The sequence below is a fragment of the Mycobacterium sp. 20KCMC460 genome (genome assembly GCF_022179425.1).
Classification (GTDB): Bacteria; Actinomycetota; Actinomycetes; order Mycobacteriales; family Mycobacteriaceae; genus Mycobacterium; species Mycobacterium kiyosense.
In genome coordinates, this window is record NZ_AP025524.1 from 3,624,972 (window position 1) to 3,638,839 (window position 13,868).

The following is a 13,868-nucleotide window of genomic DNA, read 5'->3' on the forward strand; positions in this document are numbered from 1 at the left end:
AGACGAGTTTACGTCGTCACCCGAACCCTGGACGCCAAGCTTGACCCGATCCGGCCGGCGATCGCGGTGCCCACCGAGCGCCGGCGCGCGGATCTGGTCGGCAATGACTTAATTACCCAGGTTAACCAGATTGCAGCCAACCGTATTTCGTCTGGGCCTTTCGGTCGCCTCCCGCCAGCGGCCTCAAAATGCCGCTCGCAGGGTCGTTTGGCCGTACATCTGGGGACGCTCGACGCACGGAGGCGAGAACCGCACGTCTGCGTCGTAACCGGAGCGCCACGCCGTAGGCTGGCCGGGTGAACTCGCCGGATCGCGGGCAGGATGATGCCCAACGGCTGCCGCAACTGCAGAACACCGTCGTAGTGGCGGCATTCGAGGGCTGGAACGACGCCGGCGACGCCGCCAGCGACGCCGTGGCACACCTGTTCGACATCTGGGACGCGCTGCCGATCGTGGAGATCGACGACGAGGCCTACTACGACTACCAGGTCAATCGCCCGGTGATCCGCCAAGTCGACGGCGTCACCCGGGAACTGGAATGGCCGGCCATGCGGATCTCACACTGCCGCCCGCCCGACAGCGACCGCGACGTCGTGCTGATGTCCGGCGTCGAACCCAACATGCGCTGGCGCACCTTCTGCGACGAACTGCTGGGCATCATCGACAAACTCAACGTCGACACCGTGGTGATCCTGGGCGCGCTGCTGGCCGACACCCCGCACACCCGGCCGGTACCGGTCTCGGGTGCGGCCTACTCGTCGGACTCGGCTCGGCTGTTCGGACTGGAGGAAACCCGCTACGAGGGCCCCACCGGCATAGCCGGCGTCTTCCAGTACGCGTGCGTGGCCGCGGGCATCCCGGCCGTGACGTTCTGGGCGGCGGTGCCGCACTACGTCTCGCACCCGCCCAACCCCAAGGCGACCGTGGCGCTGCTGCGCCGCGTCGAGGAAGTACTCGACGTCGAGGTTCCGCTGGCCGACCTGCCCGCGCAAGCCGAGGCGTGGGAGCAGGAGATCACCGAGATGGCCGCCGACGACCAGGAGCTGGCCGAATACGTGCAGTCACTCGAACAGCACGGCGACGCGTCCGTCGACGTCAACGAGGTACTGGGCCAGATCGACGGTGACGCACTGGCCGCCGAGTTCGAGCGCTACCTCAAACGCCGCCGCCCCGGCTTCGGCCGCTAACCCGGTTCCGAAGTTCCCCGGCGCAGCGTCGCGATGACCGTGGTCGGCTCACCGGCCAACGCCGTGGTGATGAACCGATTGACCAGCGGGCGCCAGCTGAACCGCAGGGCGGCCCGGCGCGACGTGGGCACCGTCCAGCAGCCGACCTCGCGGGCGGCTTTCTGCTTGTCCTCGACCACCCAGCGCCAGAGTTTCTCGTAGAAGTCCAGCGCCCGCTCGACCGAGGACGTCAGACGCAGCTGTTCGGCGAGCACGTAGGCGCCGGCCACCGCCAGCGACGCGCCGTGCGGGGCGAGCGGCGAGACCGCGGCCGCGGCGTCGCCGAGCAGCACCACCCGACCCTTGCTCCACCGCGGCATCACGACCTGGGCGGCTGCCTGGTAGTACATCTCCCCGGCCGGTGGGCACCGGTTCAATATTTCCGGCACCAGCCAACCCACGTCGGCGAACCGGTCCCGCACCGCGGCACGCGGATCCGCGGGCAATTCCGGACCTGCGGCGGCGAACGTCGCCAGCACGGCAGCGCGGCCGTCGGGCAGAAAAAGCAGATCCATCTGCCGCTCGACGGTGTCGGTCAGCACGATCTGCTCGGTGTCGGCTTGGCGGCCGACGTCGGAGGCGTCGCAGACAAAAGCCGCGTAATGGAATCCGAGATAGCGCAGGTATTGCGACTCGGGTCCGAACACCAGGCTCCGCACCCTCGAGTGGCTGCCGTCGGCGCCGATCAGCACGTCGGCCGCCAGCTCCTCCCCGGTTTCCAGCGTCACCGAGACACCGTCGTCGCGGTCCGTCACCGCCGACAGCGACGCGCCGTAACGCACGTCGACGCCGTCGGGCAGGTTGCCCCGCAACGCTTTCGCCAAATCGGATCGCAGCAGGCTGGACACCCGGCCGCCGAGGGCCTTGGCGATCTGGTTGTAGGGCAGGTCGGCCCGGCGGCGGCCCTGCTGGTCGACCAGGGTGGCCTCGTCGATGCGGTAGGACCCGTCCTTAATCGCAGGCAGGACGCCGACCGCTTCGGCGGCTTCGTAACCGGGGCCGTAGAAGTCGATCAGGTAGCCGCGTTCGTCGGGACCCGGGGCGCGCTCGAGCAACACCACTTCGGCGCCCATGCTCGACATGCGTTCGGCGGCGGCCAGCCCGGCGATCCCGGCGCCGCAGATAATCACCCGCACGGGGTCACGAACCCGACGGCTTCTCCAGGGCGTGGGTGTAGGCGCTGGTGAACCGGCCGAGCGCGGCCACGTCGTCATCCATCCTGGAAATCACCCCACCCGCGGACTTGAGCACCTGCGCTTCGCCGATTCGGCTGGACAGCACCGGCTTGAGCCAGCGCAGGGCCGCAACCCAGCCCGGGCAGTACACCCGCGTCCGGCGTTCTTCGATGCCCTTGACGAACGCCGCCGCGCACTTGTTCACCGAGGTGGTCTTGCCCAGCGGCGGCGGCAGCTTGGCCAGCATCTCGCCGAACGCGGGCAGATCCGCCTTGGTGTCACGCACCAGCGCGGTGTCAATCCAGGACATGTGGGCCGAGCCGACGCTGACCCCCAGATGCGCGACCTCCAACCGCAGCGCGTTGGCCAGATGCTCGTTGCCGGCCTTGGACATGTCGTAGGGCGCCATTCCGGGAGCGGCGGCGAACGCCGCCAGCGAGGAGACGATCAACACGTAGCCGCGGCGGTCGATGATGGCCGGCAAGGTGGCGCGCACCGTGTAGAAGACGCCGAGCAGGTTGACGTCGATGACCCGCTTGACCGCCTCGGGGTCGACGTTGAGCACCGAGCCATAGCTGGCGATGCCCGCATTGGCCACCACCACGTCGATGCCGCCGAACTTTGCCACGGCCTGGTCAGCGGCGGCCTGCATGGCGGCCAGATCACGTACATCGGCCACCACCGTCAGCACGCGCCCGTCGCCGCCGAGTTCGGCGCCGATCGACTTCAGCTCCGCCTCACCCAGGTCGGTCAGGACGAGCTTGGCGCCCTTGTTATGCAGCCGGCGGGCGACCTCCGCGCCGATACCGCGGCCGGCGCCCGTGATGAATACGACTTTGTCCTGCACGTTCTGCTGCACCCTCGCCATGGCCGAAAACGTACCACCGCGCCGCTACAGACCCACTCCCAGCAGGGCGTCGACCGCGGCGGCCACCAACCTGGGCGCCGCCTCGTCGTGACCGCCGTACTCCAGTGCATCGGTGGCCCAACCATCCAGTGCGGCAAGCGATTTAGGGGTGTCGAGATCGTCGGCAAGGTACTGGCGAACCCGGGTGAGGACGTCGGCGGCGTCCGGGCCGGCCGGCAACGCGGTCGCCGCGCGCCAGTGCTGCAGACGGCGCTGGGCGTCGTCGAGCACCTGTTGACTCCACGAGCGGTCGGCCCGGTAATGCCCGGCCAGCAGACCGAGCCGCACCGCCGCCGGGTCGACGCCCTGGGCGCGCAGTGTGGAGACCAGGACGAGGTTGCCGCGGCTCTTCGACATCTTGTGCCCGTCCCAGCCGATCATCCCGGCGTGCACGTAGTGGCGCGCGAATCTGCGCGCGCCGGTGACACATTCAGCGTGCGCGGCGGTGAATTCGTGGTGCGGGAAAATCAGGTCGCTGCCGCCACCCTGGATGTCGAGCTCGCTGTGGATACGGCTCAGCGCGATCGCCGCACATTCGACATGCCAGCCGGGTCTTCCCGGCCCGAACGGCGACGGCCAGGACGGCTCGCCGGGGCGGTTGGCCCGCCACAGCAACGCGTCGAGTTCGTCGGTCTTACCGGCGCGTTGCGGGTCGCCGCCGCGCTGTGCGAACAACGCCAGCATGGTGTCGCGGTCGTAGCCGGACTCGTAGCCGAACTGCACGGTGGCGTCGGCGCGGTAGTAGACGTCCGGGTACTTTCCCTCGACCACGTAGGCGGCCCCGGACGCCACCATCTTCTCGATGAGCTCCACGATCTCGGCGACGGCTTCGGTGGCCCCGACGTAGTCACGTGGCGGCAGCACCCGCAGCGCCGTCATGTCGGTGCGGAAAAGTTCGACCTCACGGTCGCCCAGTTCGCGCCAGTCGACGCCGTCGCGGTCGGCGCGTTCGAACAGCGGGTCGTCGACGTCGGTGACGTTCTGGACGTACTGCACGTCGTGACCGAGGTCGAGCCAGAGCCGGTGGATCAGGTCGAACGCGAGATAGGTGGCGGCGTGACCCAGATGCGTGGCGTCATACGGGGTGATGCCGCAGACGTACATGTTCGCGGTGCGACCGGCTGTCACCGGGCGGACCTGGCGGTCGGCGGTGTCGTAAAGCCGTAGCTCGGGGCCGCGTCCGGGCAGATCCGGGACCGGCGGAGAAGACCACGACCGCATGCCGATGACTTTAGAGCGTGGCGACGATGCAGCACGCGCCGCGTGCTGAGGAGGAGCCGCGCAGTCGAACCCCGCGTGGCGACGATGCAGCACGCGCCGCGTGCTGAGGAGGAGCCGCGCAGTCAGGCCCGGCTGGCGACGGGACTGCTCACCACCACGCCTGCCGGATGGCGTCCAGCAGGATCGGCGCCAGTTCGCTGCGACACATGAGCAGGTCCGGCAGGTAAGGATCGAGCTGGTTGTACATCAGCGGCGAGCCGTCCAGCCGCGACGCATGCATGCCGGCGGCCAGCACCACCCCGGCCGGCGCCGCCGAATCCCATTCCCATTGGCCGCCGGCGTGCAGGTAGGCGTCGGCGACGCCGTCGACCACCGCCATCGCCTTGGCGCCCGCCGACCCGATCCGCAGCAGTTCGATGTCCACCAGATGCCGCATCCGGTACAGGATGGCCGGCGGGCGGGTGGCGCTGGCGGCGATCCGGATGACGCCTGGTGTACCACCGGACGCGGCTTGCGCGGCCCGCGCGGACACCGTATCGCTGCGGTAGACGATGTTGCCGCGGGCCGGCAGGGAGACGGCCGCGTCGGTGATCTGGTGCCGGCCGTTCGACGGGCGCTGCCACAGCGCAATGTGGACCGCCCAGTCGTCACGACCGCGGGTGGAGAACTCGCGAGTGCCGTCCAGCGGGTCGATGATCCACACCCGGTCGGACTTCAGCCGAACCAGGTCGTCGTGAGCTTCCTCACTGAGCACCGCATCCCCGGGCCGCGCGGCCGCCAACCGGCGCAAAATCAGCGAGTTCGCGCGTCGGTCTCCGGCGTCGCCCAGCTCCCACGGATAGTCGAAACCGACCTCCTCGCGCACCGCGAGCAGCAATTCCCCCGCCTCCGCGGCCAATTCGGCAGCCAGCGCGGCGTCCGTCAGGTCAGCAGCGGGATTCACCGACCCAGTATCGCCGACACGGCGCCGCGGCTCAGAACGCCGGCCAGGGAATCGGGCGGTGCCGGTTGGGCGAGGGCATCACCGGGTTGTCCAGCAAGGAGTGCGCGCGCCGGGTCAGCGCCGCGATTTCAGTGCTGGTGATCCGGCCGTGCAGTTCCTCGGCCAGCGGACCCCGCAGCGCTTCCACCAGCCCGGCGACCGCCTCCATGGTCGGGTCGTCGATCGGCTTTCCCGCCCACCCCCACAGCACGGTCCGCAGCTTGTCCTGCACGTGCAGGCTCACCCCGTGGTCCACCCCGTACACGCGGCCGTCGACGTCGCAAAGGATGTGCCCGCCCTTGCGGTCGGCGTTGTTGATGAGGATGTCGAACACCGCCATGCGCCGCAGCCGGATGTCGTCGGCGTGCATCAGCACCACCTCGTCGCCGGCGTAGTCGTAGGCCCGCAGCACCGGCAGATAGCCGGGCTGCGGCTTGCCGCTGGGAAACAGGTCGACCAGGTCGGGCCCGGGCCGGGGTTCGGAATCGACCGCGTCACCGGGTTGCTGCACCCACTGCTGCAGCATGCCGGGCCCCGCCGGGCCGTGGCGAATGATGGTGTACGGCACAATGTTCCAGCCCAGCGACTGCGACACCAGGTAGGCGCTCAGCTCGCGGCCGGCCAGCGTGCCGTCGGGGAAGTCCCACAGCGGCTGCTCACCGGAGACCGGTTTGTACACGCAGTGCACGGTCACCGACCCCAGCGCCGCTTCGCACAGAAAAGTGGCGTTGCTCGCCGAGCGGATCCGTCCCAGGACCGTCAGCTCGCCGTGCTGCAGCGCCTCGAGTTCGTCATTCCTCGGGTTCATCGGTGGACCCGAAGAGCGCGTCGCGCCGGTAGCCGTTGGTGCGGGCGCAGATGTGGCCCTCGGGATCCAGGGGCTCGTCGCATAGCGGACATGGCGGTCGTCCGGCCGAGATGACGCGGTTGGACCGGGTGGCGAACTGGCGTGCCGACTCCGGGGTGAGGAAAACCCGCACCGCGTCGGGCCCTTCGTCGGTGTCGTCGAGCACCACCGACGCGTCGAACTCGGCGTCGGTGACGGCCAGCAGTTCGACCACCACCGTCTGCGCCTCGGAGTCCCAGCCCAGCCCCATCGTGCCGACCCGGAACTCGGCGTCGACCGGCATGATCAGCGGGCTCAGGTCGTCGACCTCGGCGGGCTCGGGCGGGACCGGGGTGCCGAACCGTCGGTTGACCTCGAGCAGCAGCGCGCCGATACGTTCGGCCAGCACCGCAACCTGCTGCTTCTCCAACACCACCGAGACCACCCGGGAATCGTGGGCCGCCTGAATGTAGAACGTGCGGTTGCCGGGCTGCCCGACGGTCCCGGCGACGAAACGGTCGGGTGTGCGGAATACGTGAATTGCGCGGGCCATGGCTCTTCCAAAATACCGTGCAGACAGCCGCACCGGCGCCTCGTATGCGCGGCTACCGCCGCGCGGTTAGTCGGTGGAGCCGCCGACCACTGCGTCGCCGGCGGACGGTTCGGTGGTTTCACCCGCTGCTTTGGCCTCCGGCAACGGCGCGGGCGCGGCGCGTAGCCCCGCCGACAACCGCGCCCCGGTGTGGTTGACGTGTAGCACGAACGGTCGCAGCGGGGTGTAGCGCACCACGCTTACCGACGCGGGATCGGCGTTGACCCGCTGGAAGCTGTCCAGGTGCATGCCGTAGGCGTCGGCGATGACGGCCTTGATCACGTCACCGTGGGTGCAGGCGATCCACAGCACGTCCGCGCCGTGCTGCTCGCTGAGCCGCCTGTCGTGCTCGCGGACGGCGGCCACCGCGCGGGACTGCACCTGCGCCAGGCCCTCGCCGCCGGGGAACACCGCCGCGCTGGGATGGGCCTGCACCACCCGCCAAAGCGGCTCGCTGACCAACTCCCCCAGCTTGCGCCCGGTCCACTCGCCGTAGTCGACCTCGGCGATGCGTTCGTCGATCAGCGGCTCCAAGCACAGCGCCTCGGCCAGCGGCTGCACGGTGCGACGGCAGCGCAGCAGCGGCGAGGTCACCACGGCCCGGATCGGCAGGTCACCGATGCGGTCGATCAACCCGAGCGCCTGGTCGCGCCCCTTGTCGTCGAGGTCGACGCCTTCGGAGCGGCCGGCCAGGGTGCCCGCGGTGTTCGAGGTGGACCGGCCGTGGCGCAACAGCAGCACGGTCATGTGGCGGCGACCGTCCCGGTGGCCAGCAGGATCAGTACGGCCGTACCGGCCAGCACCCGGTAGCCGACGAACCAGTACATGTTGTGGCGCAACAGAAAATGTAGGAACCAGGAAACCGCGGCCAGGCCGATGACGAATGCGATCAGCATGGACGCGACCAGCTGTGGACCGGTGGCACTCATGCCCTCGGTGACCGGGTGGAAGGCGTCCGGCAGGGAGAACAGCCCGGAGGCGAAGACGGCCGGGATGGCCAGCAGGAAGCCGAAGCGGGCGGCCAGTTCGCGTTCCAGGCCGAGGAACAGCCCGGCGCTGATGGTCGATCCGGACCGCGACACACCGGGAACCAGCGCCAGACATTGGGCGCTGCCGACGACGGCGGCGTCGCGCCAGTTGAGGCGCTCGACGTCGCGAGTCTGCCGGCCGAGGTACTCGGCCAGCGCGATGACCGCCGAGAAGACCACCATCGCCGTCGCGACCACCCACAGGTTGCGCACGCCGGAGCGGATCTCCTCTTTGAAGAACAGACCCAGTACGCAGATCGGGATGGTCCCGATGATGACGTACCAGCCGAGCCGGTAGTCGGTGTTGCGCTGTGATCTCACCGCCAGGCCGTGAAACCAGGCCCGGGCGATGCGCACGATGTCGCGGGCGAAGTAGACCAGTACGGCGGCCTCGGTCCCGAGCTGGCTGACCGCGGTGAACGACGCGCCGGCGTCGGCGTGGAAGAACACCCGGGACACGATCGCCAGGTGCCCTGACGAGGAGACCGGCAAGAATTCCGTCAGGCCCTGCACCACGGACAGCACGACGACTTGCGTCCAGGACATCGGGGTAACCGCAGACACGACGACGACCGTACCTGGTGTACGGGACGGTTACCGGACGCGCGTGGTGGCGCTCAGCGCGGAACGGGGACGGCGTGGGCGACGGAGTCGCGTACCGCGGCGGCTAGGCTGCGCTCGTCGGTGAGGTCGATGTCACGGACGCCGCGCACGGATCGCGCGACGACGTCTTCGTCCTGCGGGACGGGCCCGGACAGCCGGGGCCGGTAAATTTCGACGATCAGCGAATGGTGCTCGATGTGGAAAGCGAAACTGCGCCCATCTCCCACTTCGCCGTATCCGCTGGCGAAGATCCCCGTGCACATGTCTTCGATGGCGAACTCAGCGTTCGCGATATGCCGGTCGACGATGACGGTCATGGCGCGAGAATACCCGCGCCGTACCACTTTATGCGCCCAACATGACAAATTGAGCGCGCTGGCGTTCCTTAGAATTTCGTTTGTGCCGCCCGACGATCGGAAGCTGACAGTTGCTGCTTGACTATGCGAGCCGGGGTTTTCTGCGCTGCGCCGCTGTCGCGTGTTTGCTGACGGGCGCGGCCGGGCTGGCCGGGTGCTCGGCGAATCCGCTGGTCGCCACTCCCCCGACGATCCAAACCGCGCAACCCGCCGTTTCGCCGCCCAGCCTGAACCCGGCCGGCACGGTGCAACCGCTGGGCGGGCACCCCCAGAGCGCATTCTTCGACGTCGGCACCCACCAACTGGTGGTGCTGTGCCCGGGAACCGACCCGGCGGCCCCGGCCAGTCTCGCCGTGCTCGGCGCGCAGACCGCGCCGCGCGTCGTTCCGCTGCCCGGGCCCACCGCGGCCATCACCGGCGACGGCAACGGCCGGGCTTTCGTGGCGGTGCGCGGCGGCTACCTGGCGGTCGAGTTGGCCGACGCCAAGACCACCGCGGTCACCGTGTCCGCACAGACGGACTTCACCGCGATCGCACGCCGCGCCGATGGGCGGCTGGTGCTCGGCACCGCCGACGGCGCGGTGTACACGCTGGGCGCCGACAGTTCGGTGGCCAGCCGGAACAAGATCTTCGCCCGCGTCGATGCGCTTGCGACACAAGGGAATACGACCATCGTGTTGGACCGCGGCCAGACGTCGGTGACGACGATCGGCGCCGACGGCCGGGCCGAGCAGGCGCTGCGGGCCGGCGAGGGCGCGACCACGCTGGCCGCCGATCCGCTGGGCCGGGTGCTGGTCGCCGACACCCGGGGCGGCCAGTTGCTGGTCTACGGGGTGGACCCGCTGATCCTGCGCCAGGCCTTTCCGGTGCGGCAGGCGCCGTACGGGCTGGCCGGGTCCACCAGGCTGGCGTGGGTGTCCCTGACCGCGTCCAACGTGGTCGTTGGTTACGATCTGAGCACCGGAATCCCCGTGGAAAAGGTGCGTTACCCGACCGTGCAGCAACCCAACTCGCTGGCCTTCGACGAGACCTCGAACACCCTGTACGTGGTGTCGGGGTCCGGCGCGGGTGTGCAGGTCATCGCCGACGCGGCGGGCAAGCCTTGACCAGCGGGACCACGCCACGGTGGAGTCGGCTGCCCGCGGGGTGGGACGCCGACATGTCCGACGAGTACGAGTGGGCGCCGCTGCGCCTACCCCCGGAGGTGACCCGCCTGAGCGCCTCCACCCGGCTGTCCATCGAGGCCGAGTACCGCGGCTGGGAGCTGACCCGGGTGCGGCTGTACACCGATGGAAGCAGACGAGTGTTGTTGCGCCGTAAGAAAACCCGACTGGACAACCGAGTTCCCGACCAGCCGGAGCCGTGACGGTGGGCCGACCGGGCGAAGGCGGGCATCCGATATACGGCCTGCTACGGAAGGCGTTGTTCGCGGTACCGGCCGAGCGCGTGCACACCCTGGTGTTCGGTGCGCTGCGTGCTGCCACGTCCACCGCGCCGGCGCGCCGGACGCTGAGCAGGCGGCTGGGACCGACCGACCCGATCCTGGCCAGCACCGTATTCGGGGTCCGGTTTCCCGGACCGCTCGGGCTGGCGGCCGGATTCGACAAGGACGGTACCGGGCTTTCCATTTGGGGTGCAATGGGTTTCGGCTATGCGGAAATTGGCACCGTCACCGCCCACCCGCAGCCCGGGAACCCGGCACCGCGGCTGTTCCGGCTGCCCGACGACCGCGCCCTGCTCAACCGGATGGGCTTCAACAACAACGGCGCCGGCGCGCTGGCCGCCCGGCTGGCCCAGCACGTCCCCGACGTGCCGATCGGGGCGAACATCGGCAAGACCAAGAAGACGCCCGCCGCCGACGCCGTCGCCGACTACCGCGCCAGCGCCCGGCTGCTGGCTCCCCTGGTGTCCTACCTGGTGGTCAACGTGAGCTCGCCGAACACTCCGGGACTGCGCGATCTGCAGGCGGTGGAGTCGCTGCGGCCGATCCTGGCGGCCGTGCTCGCCGAAGCGGGGACGACCCCCGTGCTAGTGAAGATCGCACCCGACCTCGCCGACCCCGAAATCGACGAAATCGCCGACCTGGCCGTGCAACTCGGGCTGGCCGGCATCGTGGCCACCAACACCACCATCTCGCGCGACGGGCTGCGCACGCCGGGGGTTGAGGCGCTCGGCGCCGGCGGCATCTCCGGCCCGCCCGTCGCGCGTCGTTCGCTGCAGGTGCTGCACCGGCTGTATCAGCGGGTCGGCGACCGGTTGGTGCTGATCAGTGTCGGGGGCATCGAGACCGCCGACGACGCCTGGGAGCGCATCACCGCCGGCGCGTCGCTGCTGCAGGGGTACACCGGCTTCATCTACGGCGGAGGACTGTGGGCCAAGGACATTCACGACGGGATCGCTCGCCGGCTGCACGAGGGCGGATTCGCTTCGCTGACCGACGCGGTGGGCTCGGCGGTGCGCAACCGGCAGACCCCGCCGGGCTAGCGTCCCGGTTTTGTTCGCCAGCACTTTCCTGCTATCAATCCCATTGACCGCCATCTCTTTCGGCTTCACCCGACGCGTTGGGTGTGTCGAATGACCAATCTACTGAACACATTTGCCTACCGACGGCCCACCATCCCTCGGACCGGTGGTGGATCTTCGGGTTGAACTTTCCTCCCCCCATAGGGGGAGGCAATCACGCCTGCGTGGCCGCTGACACAGCGGCGCGATCGTCTCCATAATTGCTGGAACGCATTGCAGGAGAAGCGCTTTCGCATGCGTTTCGGATGTCCGTGATAGCCCTCGGCCAGTGCGACCCGGCTCAACCCCGGCGTTCGAAGGTGGTTGCGCATCGCCGAAATTCCACTATGAATTGCGGTGGATTCCTCTCGACGCGGCCCAGTATCCGTCCGATCAGCCACAGCCACCCGCAGCAGCACCTCGGGCAGCTGTTTGAAATCAGGGAGATGCGATGGATTTTGCGCGGCTGCCGCCCGAGCTCAATTCGCGGCAGATGCTGGCCGGCGCCGGGCCCGGTCCGATGCTGGCAGCCGCGACGGCCTGGCGGGGCCTGGCCGCCGAGTTGGGTTCCTCCGCGCGGTCGTTCTCCGCACTGACCTCCGCGCTGGCTGCTTCGTCGTGGCAGGGTTCGGCCGCGGCCGCGATGCTGACCGCGGCGGCCCCCTACTCCAAGTGGCTGAGCTCGGCGGCCGAGCAAGCCGAGCAGGCCGCGACCCAAGCCCAGTTGGCGGCGGCAGCGTTCGAGGCGGCGCAAACCGCGACCGTGCATCCGGCCGCCATCTCCGCCAACCGGTCCCGCCTGATCGGGCTCGTAATGTCCAACGTGCTGGGCCAGAACTGGCCCGCGATCGCCGCGGTGGAGACCGAGTACGAGCAGATGTGGGCACAAGACGTCGCCACCATGTTCGGCTACCACGCCGAGTCCTCGGCGATCGCCTCGACGATCACCCAGTTTCGCCGGTTCTACGCCGGGCCGGTCACCCCCAACAACCAGTCGCCGGCCGCAGCCGCAGGCGATCCGTTCCCCCGGTTCCGTTCGGCCATCAACAACTTGGCCACCAAGTTGGGGTCGGTGAACGTCGGCTCCGTCGACATCGGACTGGGCAACATCGGCGACTTCAACTTCGGCATCGGCAACATCGGCGACTTCAACTTCGGCATCGGCAACATCGGCAGCCAAAACCTCGGCAGCGCCAACATCGGTAACACGAACATCGGCTCGGGAAACATCGGCAGCAGCAATCTGGGTTTGGGCAACGACGGATTCGGCAACCTCGGTTTGGGCAGCCTCGGCAATGCCAACATCGGCTCCGGAAATTTCGGCAGCCTCAACCACGGTCTATGGAATTCCGGCACCGGCAACATCGGCTTCGCCAACTCGGGAAATTCGAATCTCGGCTTCGCCAACACCGGAAACAACAATATCGGCATCGGCTTGAGCGGCAACGATCAAATCGGCATCGGTCTGCTGAACACAGAAAATTTCGGCCTGTTCAACTCCGGCACCGGCAACATCGGGCTGTTCAACTCCGGCACCGGCAACATCGGATTCTTCAACTCGGGCAACGGAAATGTCGGCATCGGCAACGCCGGCTCCGGGAACTGGGGCTTCGGCAACCCGGGCATGGGAAACACCGGGATCGCCAATACCGGCAATGTCAACACCGGCATTCTCAACGCGGGCATCGGCAATACCGGTTTAGCCAACACGGGCAGCTACAACAGTGGCTTTCTTAATGCGGGCAGCACCAACTCCGGCAACTACAACGCCGGCGCCTACAACACCGGTGGGTTCAACCCCGGAAATTACAACACCGGCCACCTCAACACCGGCAACGTCAACACCGGCGCATTCAACAGCGGGAATTACAACAACGGATTCTTCGTCAGCGGCGACAACCAAGGGCAGATCAGCCTGCACGTGGGGATCGACATTCCGAGCATCTCCATCGACACCTCGTCCATCAAGCCGCTGAATCAGACCTGGGTACTCGGCGGCCAAGTACACAACATCCCGGCGTTCACCTTCGAGGAAACGTCCCTGAACGGCGATTTCTACGTCGGTCCCGTCTACGTGTACCCGTCCACGTTCACCGAGCCGATAATCACCATTGCCCTCGGCGGGCCGTCAACGGTCTTCGGAGTGGCGCTCGAGGGCATGCTGCAGGGCGGCACCATCGAGATCATCAATATCCCCGGCGGGCCGGGCTTCGGGAATTCGACGACGGCACCCTCGTCGGGGTTCTTCAATTCCGGGACCGGCAGCTCCTCGGGGTTCTTCAACGCCGGGGCCAGCGCCTCGGGCTGGCAGAACGTCGCGCTGGGCAGCGTCTCGGGGTTCCGCAACGTGGGCGCCCTGCAATCGGGACTGCTCAACTGGGGCAACACCGTCTCCGGGTTCTTCAACACCAGTACCACCGACCTGGCGACCCCCGCCTACCTGTCCGGAC

General features: G+C 68.4%; 13 protein-coding genes and 1 pseudogene. 5 read left to right on the plus strand and 9 right to left on the minus strand.

Going from position 1 to position 13,868, the window contains the following annotated elements; all coding sequences use genetic code 11:
* Positions 1-335 precede the first annotated feature (335 nt).
* Complete coding sequence (locus MKCMC460_RS16765) at positions 336-1,187, plus strand: PAC2 family protein (protein ID WP_236984077.1); 852 nt, start codon at positions 336-338, stop codon at positions 1,185-1,187.
* Here MKCMC460_RS16765 and MKCMC460_RS16770 read toward each other — a convergent pair.
* The 9 genes from MKCMC460_RS16770 to MKCMC460_RS16810 all read right to left on the minus strand — a co-directional run bounded on the left by MKCMC460_RS16770 (position 1,184) and on the right by MKCMC460_RS16810 (position 8,877).
* The gene (locus MKCMC460_RS16770; protein ID WP_236983048.1) at positions 1,184-2,362 is read right to left on the minus strand and encodes an FAD-dependent monooxygenase; all 1,179 of its coding nucleotides are present in this window, start codon (positions 2,360-2,362) and stop codon (positions 1,184-1,186) included. The two genes, MKCMC460_RS16765 and MKCMC460_RS16770, sit on opposite strands and share 4 nt — an antisense overlap.
* Before the next feature lie 4 nt (positions 2,363-2,366).
* Positions 2,367-3,269 carry an SDR family oxidoreductase gene (locus MKCMC460_RS16775; protein WP_236983046.1) on the minus strand — a complete coding sequence of 301 codons (903 nt, stop codon included), beginning with the start codon at positions 3,267-3,269 and terminating at the stop codon, positions 2,367-2,369.
* 24 nt (positions 3,270-3,293) lie between these two features.
* Positions 3,294-4,529 carry a cysteine--1-D-myo-inosityl 2-amino-2-deoxy-alpha-D-glucopyranoside ligase gene (mshC, locus tag MKCMC460_RS16780; protein ID WP_236983044.1) on the minus strand — a complete coding sequence of 412 codons (1,236 nt, stop codon included), beginning with the start codon at positions 4,527-4,529 and terminating at the stop codon, positions 3,294-3,296.
* Between the two features lie 148 nt (positions 4,530-4,677).
* Entirely contained in the window at positions 4,678-5,472 is a 795-nt protein-coding gene (locus tag MKCMC460_RS16785) for a 3'(2'),5'-bisphosphate nucleotidase CysQ (protein WP_236983042.1), read from the minus strand.
* A gap of 31 nt (positions 5,473-5,503) precedes the next feature.
* Positions 5,504-6,319, minus strand: a complete 816-nt coding sequence (locus MKCMC460_RS16790) for an SCO1664 family protein (protein ID WP_236983040.1) — start codon at positions 6,317-6,319, stop codon at positions 5,504-5,506.
* Positions 6,303-6,890: a DUF3090 domain-containing protein gene (locus MKCMC460_RS16795; protein ID WP_236983038.1), complete on the minus strand. Its 588-nt coding sequence runs from the start codon at positions 6,888-6,890 to the stop codon at positions 6,303-6,305. The genes MKCMC460_RS16790 and MKCMC460_RS16795 overlap by 17 nt, the downstream gene beginning before the upstream one ends.
* A gap of 66 nt (positions 6,891-6,956) precedes the next feature.
* On the minus strand, positions 6,957-7,676 hold the full coding sequence (locus MKCMC460_RS16800) for a histidine phosphatase family protein (protein ID WP_236983036.1): 720 nt from the start codon (positions 7,674-7,676) through the stop codon (positions 6,957-6,959).
* Positions 7,673-8,503 (minus strand): undecaprenyl-diphosphate phosphatase, encoded by an 831-nt coding sequence (locus tag MKCMC460_RS16805; protein ID WP_236984075.1) that lies wholly within the window; start codon positions 8,501-8,503, stop codon positions 7,673-7,675. The genes MKCMC460_RS16800 and MKCMC460_RS16805 overlap by 4 nt, the downstream gene beginning before the upstream one ends.
* A gap of 71 nt (positions 8,504-8,574) precedes the next feature.
* On the minus strand, positions 8,575-8,877 hold the full coding sequence (locus MKCMC460_RS16810; protein WP_236983034.1) for a hypothetical protein: 303 nt from the start codon (positions 8,875-8,877) through the stop codon (positions 8,575-8,577).
* Positions 8,878-9,041: 164 nt separating this feature from the next.
* On the opposite strand from MKCMC460_RS16810, the gene MKCMC460_RS16815 reads away from it, so the two are divergent.
* From MKCMC460_RS16815 to MKCMC460_RS31805, 4 genes and pseudogenes are all read left to right on the plus strand, one after another.
* Positions 9,042-10,022: a YncE family protein gene (locus tag MKCMC460_RS16815; protein ID WP_370652847.1), complete on the plus strand. Its 981-nt coding sequence runs from the start codon at positions 9,042-9,044 to the stop codon at positions 10,020-10,022.
* 53 nt (positions 10,023-10,075) lie between these two features.
* Positions 10,076-10,282 carry a DUF5703 family protein gene (locus tag MKCMC460_RS16820; protein WP_236984071.1) on the plus strand — a complete coding sequence of 69 codons (207 nt, stop codon included), beginning with the start codon at positions 10,076-10,078 and terminating at the stop codon, positions 10,280-10,282.
* Positions 10,283-10,314: 32 nt separating this feature from the next.
* Positions 10,315-11,400, plus strand: a complete 1,086-nt coding sequence (locus MKCMC460_RS16825; RefSeq protein ID WP_238306013.1) for a quinone-dependent dihydroorotate dehydrogenase — start codon at positions 10,315-10,317, stop codon at positions 11,398-11,400.
* A gap of 469 nt (positions 11,401-11,869) precedes the next feature.
* Positions 11,870-13,330 (plus strand): annotated as a pseudogene (locus MKCMC460_RS31805) (PPE domain-containing protein); the annotation flags it as partial.
* Positions 13,331-13,868 lie beyond the last annotated feature (538 nt).

What these genes read in the sequence shown, in the direction of transcription:
- MKCMC460_RS16795 (WP_236983038.1), bottom strand. Translation starts at nt 6,890, where the DNA reads ATGGCCCGCGCAATTCACGTATTCCGCACACCCGACCGTTTCGTCGCC.
- MKCMC460_RS16810 (WP_236983034.1), bottom strand. Translation starts at nt 8,877, where the DNA reads ATGACCGTCATCGTCGACCGGCATATCGCGAACGCTGAGTTCGCCATC.
- MKCMC460_RS16775 (WP_236983046.1), bottom strand. Translation starts at nt 3,269, where the DNA reads ATGGCGAGGGTGCAGCAGAACGTGCAGGACAAAGTCGTATTCATCACG.
- MKCMC460_RS16820 (WP_236984071.1), top strand. Translation starts at nt 10,076, where the DNA reads ATGTCCGACGAGTACGAGTGGGCGCCGCTGCGCCTACCCCCGGAGGTG.
- mshC (WP_236983044.1), bottom strand. Translation starts at nt 4,529, where the DNA reads ATGCGGTCGTGGTCTTCTCCGCCGGTCCCGGATCTGCCCGGACGCGGC.
- MKCMC460_RS16790 (WP_236983040.1), bottom strand. Translation starts at nt 6,319, where the DNA reads ATGAACCCGAGGAATGACGAACTCGAGGCGCTGCAGCACGGCGAGCTG.
- MKCMC460_RS16800 (WP_236983036.1), bottom strand. Translation starts at nt 7,676, where the DNA reads ATGACCGTGCTGCTGTTGCGCCACGGCCGGTCCACCTCGAACACCGCG.
- MKCMC460_RS16805 (WP_236984075.1), bottom strand. Translation starts at nt 8,503, where the DNA reads ATGTCCTGGACGCAAGTCGTCGTGCTGTCCGTGGTGCAGGGCCTGACG.